General features: G+C 71.3%; 4 protein-coding genes. 2 read left to right on the top strand and 2 right to left on the bottom strand.

The window, feature by feature from the left end; translation table 11 throughout:
- Positions 1–123 precede the first annotated feature (123 nt).
- Complete coding sequence (locus ACMCNN_RS15820; protein WP_412746972.1) at positions 124–1176, top strand: DegT/DnrJ/EryC1/StrS family aminotransferase; 1053 nt, start codon at positions 124–126, stop codon at positions 1174–1176.
- A 60-nt stretch (positions 1177–1236) separates the two neighbouring features.
- Here ACMCNN_RS15820 and ccrA read toward each other — a convergent pair whose 3' ends face one another.
- Positions 1237–2571 (bottom strand): crotonyl-CoA carboxylase/reductase, encoded by a 1335-nt coding sequence (gene ccrA / locus ACMCNN_RS15815; protein ID WP_412746971.1) that lies wholly within the window; start codon positions 2569–2571, stop codon positions 1237–1239.
- 79 nt (positions 2572–2650) lie between these two features.
- Here ccrA and ACMCNN_RS15810 point away from each other — a divergent pair, with 79 nt between their 5' ends.
- Complete coding sequence (locus ACMCNN_RS15810) at positions 2651–3361, top strand: endonuclease/exonuclease/phosphatase family protein (protein ID WP_412746970.1); 711 nt, start codon at positions 2651–2653, stop codon at positions 3359–3361.
- 53 nt (positions 3362–3414) lie between these two features.
- On the opposite strand, the gene ACMCNN_RS15805 is transcribed toward ACMCNN_RS15810, so the two are convergent.
- The gene (locus ACMCNN_RS15805; protein ID WP_412746969.1) at positions 3415–4188 is read right to left on the bottom strand and encodes a thioesterase II family protein; all 774 of its coding nucleotides are present in this window, start codon (positions 4186–4188) and stop codon (positions 3415–3417) included.
- Between the last annotated feature and the right edge of the window lie 10 nt (positions 4189–4198).

The following is a 4198-nucleotide window of genomic DNA, read 5'->3' as shown; positions in this document are numbered from 1 at the left end:
CGCATGGGTGCCGGTGGGACGGCCTGCCCACCGGCCCGGAAAGCGGCGCCGTTCCAGGGATTCGCCTAGCGCCCGCGGCCGTAGGGTCGCCGTGGATCCCCTCGCCGAACACCAAGGACTGCCATGACGTTCGCGTTTCCGGTTTCGAAGCCGTTCCTCGCCGCGCGGGAGCTCGAGTACGTCAGCGAGGCCGTCACGTCCGGCTGGATCTCGTCGCAGGGCCCGTTCGTGCCCCGCTTCGAGCAGGCGTTCGCCGCGTACAACGGCAGCGCCTTCGGGGTGGCATGCTCGTCGGGCACCGCGGCGCTCACGCTCGCCCTGCGGGCCCTGAACGTGGGGCCCGGCGACGAGGTGATCGTGCCCGAGTTCACCATGGTGGCCTCCGCGTGGGCGGTCACCTACATGGGCGCGACGCCGGTGTTCGTCGACTGCGGTGACGACCTGAACATCGACGTACGCCGGATCGAGGAGAAGATCACCCCGCGTACCAGGGTGATCATGCCGGTGCACATTTACGGCCGCCGCTGCGACATGGACGCGATCATGAACATCGCGTACGAGTACAACCTGCGGGTCGTCGAGGACTCCGCCGAGGCGCACGGGGTGCGCCCGGTGGGGGACATCGCCTGCTTCTCGCTGTTCGCCAACAAGATCATCACGTCGGGGGAGGGTGGCGTCTGCCTCACCGACGACGCGCATCTGGCCGCGCAGATGGCTCACCTGCGCGGCATGGCGTTCAGCCGGGAGCACAACTTCCTGCACAAGAAGCTGGCCTACAACTTCCGGATGACCAACCTGCAGGCCGGGGTCGCGCTCGCGCAGACAGAGAACCTGGACGAGATCCTGGCCCGGCGCGCGAAGGTCGAGGCCGGATACGACGCGGGGCTCACCGGGATCGACGGGATCACCCTGCTGCCGCGCCGGGACGTGCTGTGGATGTACGACCTGCTGGCGCAGCGCCGCGACGAACTGCGCGAGCACCTCGCCCGGCACGGCATCGAGACCCGGCTGTTCTTCAAGCCGATGAGCCGCCAGCCGATGTACCACGACCCGGTCTGGCCGACGCTGAACGCGCACCGCTACGCCGAGGCGGGACTGTACCTACCGACGTACACCGACCTCAGCGAGTCCGACCAGGACACGATCATCGCCCGGGTGCGCGAGTTCTACTCCTGACGCGGTCGCCCGCCGGACCGACGCCCCGCACACCCATGGGTGCGCGGGGCGTCCGCCGAGTCAGGCGCGGAACCGGTTGATCTGCGGCAGGTAGCGTGCGCGCAGCTCGTGATCCTCGACCCCGAGACCCTCCTCGGGGGCCAGGCAGAGCACACCGACCTTGCCGTCGTGCCGGTTGGCGTGCACCCGGTTCACCGCCCGGCCCGTGTCGGCCAGCTCGTACACCGCCGACAGGGTGGGGTGCACCATGCCGCGGGTGATGAGCCGGTTCGCCGCCCATGCCTCGCGGTAGTTCGCGAAATGGGTGCCGACGACCCGCTTGAGCCGCATCCACAGGTGCCGGTTGTCGTACGTGTGCTCGTAGCCCGACGTCGACGCGCACGTCACGATCGTCCCGCCGCGCCGGGCCACGTACACGCTGGCGCCGAACGTCTCCCGGCCGGGATGCTCGAACACGATGTCCGGGTCCTCGCCGCCGGTCAGCTCCCGCACGCACGCGCCGAACCGTTTCCACTCCCGCTGGTCCTGGGTGTACTCGTCGGACCAGAACCGGAAACCCTCGGCGCGGCGGTCGACGACCAGCTCCGCACCCATCGCGCGGACCAGATCGGCCTTGTGCGGGCTGGACACCACGCAGACCGGGATGCCGCCGCCGTTGAGGACCAGCTGCGTCGCGTACGAGCCGAGGCCGCCCGCGGCACCCCAGATCAGCACCACGTCGCCCTGCTTCATCCGGGCCCCGTTGGGCGAGACCAGCTGCCGGTACGCGGTGGAGTGCACCAGCCCCGAGCAGGCCGCCTCCTCCCAGCTCAGATGCGGCGGCTTGGGCATCAGCTGGTTCGCCTTGACCAGGGCCAGTTCACCCAGGCCGCCGTAGTTGGTCTCGAAGCCCCAGATCCGCTGCTCGGGGTCGAGCATGCTGTCGTCGTGGCCCTCCGGCTCGGTCAGTTCCACGTTCAGGCAGTGCGCCACGACCCGGTCGCCCGGCTTGACGTTGCGCACCGCGGCCCCGGTGCGCAGCACCACGCCGGCCAGGTCCGAGCCGACCACATGGAACGGCTGGTCGTGCTTCGCCGCACCCGCGACCGTGCGGGCGTAGCGCCGCAGGAACCCGAACGTCGGCATCGGCTCGAAGATCGCCGACCAGACGGTGTTGTAGTTGACGCTGCTGGCCATCGCCGCCACCAGCACCTCGTCCGGCCCGACCTCGGGGGTGGCCACCTCGCGCAGGTGCAGCGCCTTGGCCGGGTCCTTGTCGCGGGTGTCCATCCCGGCGAACATCTCCGCCTCGTCGGCCAGCACCACGGCCGCCCGGTAGCTGTCCGGCACCGGCAGTGCGGCGATGTCCTCGGGTGAGACGTCCTCGGCGGCGAGGGCGTCGATCAGGTGTCTCACGTGACTCCTTTGCCGAACGTCGGAGCGAGCCGTGGCCTCGTCGGTGAGGGCGCGGGGCTCGCGGATAGGATCGGTCGCCGTGGCACTCAGGCTGGCGAGCATCAACCTGCACTGCGGACTCGACCATCGGGGCCGGCCGTACTCCGTCAAGGAGGCGGTCGCCGCCCTCGACGCGGACGTGCTGCTGGTGCAGGAGAACTGGTGCCGGCAGGGCGCCGACAGCCTGGCCCGGGCGGCGGCCGCGGACTGCGGATATTCCACGTACGGGGAACTGGCGCTGACCGGCGACGTGCCCATGGCCGAGCTGGAGATCGTCAGCGGTCCGGCGCCCGACGAGACCGGAGCCTGGGGGCTGGCGGTGATGAGCCGCCTGCCGCTGCGGGAGTGTGCCACCGTCGACCTTGGCGCGGCCCCGCGCGACGTGGTCGGCGACCGCGCCGCGCAGGTCGTCGAGATCCCGCTGGACGCCGGGGTGCTGCGCGTGGTCAATGTGCACCTGACCCACCGGGTGCTGCACGGCCCGCGGCAGTTGCGCCGCCTCGTGGCCGGGCTCGGCACGGGTGGTCCGCCGACCGTCATCGGCGGTGATCTGAACATGTTCCGGCCCACCGTGCTGCTGGCCCGGCCGTACCGGCCGGTGGTGCGGGGGCGTACCTTTCCCGCGCAGCGGCCGCTCCTGCAGCTCGACCACGTGCTGGCCGGGCCGGGTGTCACCGTCGCGAATGCCGCCGTGCGGGCGGCCGTCGGCACCGATCACCGGCCGGTGCGGGTCGACGTCGGACTCGGGTGACCCGGCCGCCCCGGACGGCGCCAAGGCGACGGCCCCCCTCGTCCCGCGCGTGACTACCGCGCCGGGGTGCCCAGCTGCGCGAGTTCGCGTCCCACCTCGTCCAGCACCGGGCCGGGCTGCTCGGCCAGGAAGAAGTGGCCGCCCGGGAACGACGCCAGCCGGAACCCGCCCGTGGTGAACTCGCGCCACTTCGCCGCCTCCGCCACGGTGGTCTGCGGGTCGTCCGTACCGGTCAGGGCCGTGATCGCCGCCGCTGTCACCCGGCCGGGAACACACTGGTACGTCTCGATCGCCCGGTAGTCGTTGCGGACCGCGGGCAGGGTCATCCGGCGGACCTCCTCGTCCTCCATCAGGTTCATGGCGGTGCCGTTGAGCAGCTTCAGCTCCGCCAGCAGCCCCTCGTCGTCGCGCAGGTACACCTGATGGTCCGGCCGGCGCGCCGACGGCGCGCGACGGCCGGAGACCATCACCGTGCGGGGTACGTGAGTGCCCCGCTGCTCCAGCCGCCACGCGGTCTCGAAGGCCAGCACCGCGCCCATGCTGTGACCGAAGAAGACGGTCGGTCTGTCGCTGAGCCGGACCAGCTCGTCGGTGATCCGGTCGGCCAGCGACGCGATGTCGGGGATCATCGGCTCGGCACGGCGGTCCTGGCGGCCCGGATACTGCAGTGCCACCACGTCGACCGCCGGCCCGAACCGCATCGCGACGGGGTGGAAGAACGTGGCCGCGCCGCCCGCGTGGGGAAAGCACACGAGGCGCCGGTCCTGATCCGGCCCGGTACGGAACCGGCGGATCCAACTCGTCGTCGTGCCATCGGCGATGCTCACGTTCGCTGCC

The sequence above is a fragment of the Krasilnikovia sp. MM14-A1004 genome (genome assembly GCF_047159485.1).
Classification (GTDB): Bacteria; Actinomycetota; Actinomycetes; order Mycobacteriales; family Micromonosporaceae; genus Actinoplanes.
The sequence above is the reverse complement of the archived record's forward strand: the minus strand, read 5'-3'. Positions and strand labels throughout refer to the sequence as shown.

Coding starts and splice junctions, on each gene's coding strand:
- ACMCNN_RS15820 (WP_412746972.1), top strand. CDS start 124: ATGACGTTCGCGTTTCCGGTTTCGAAGCCGTTCCTCGCCGCGCGGGAG.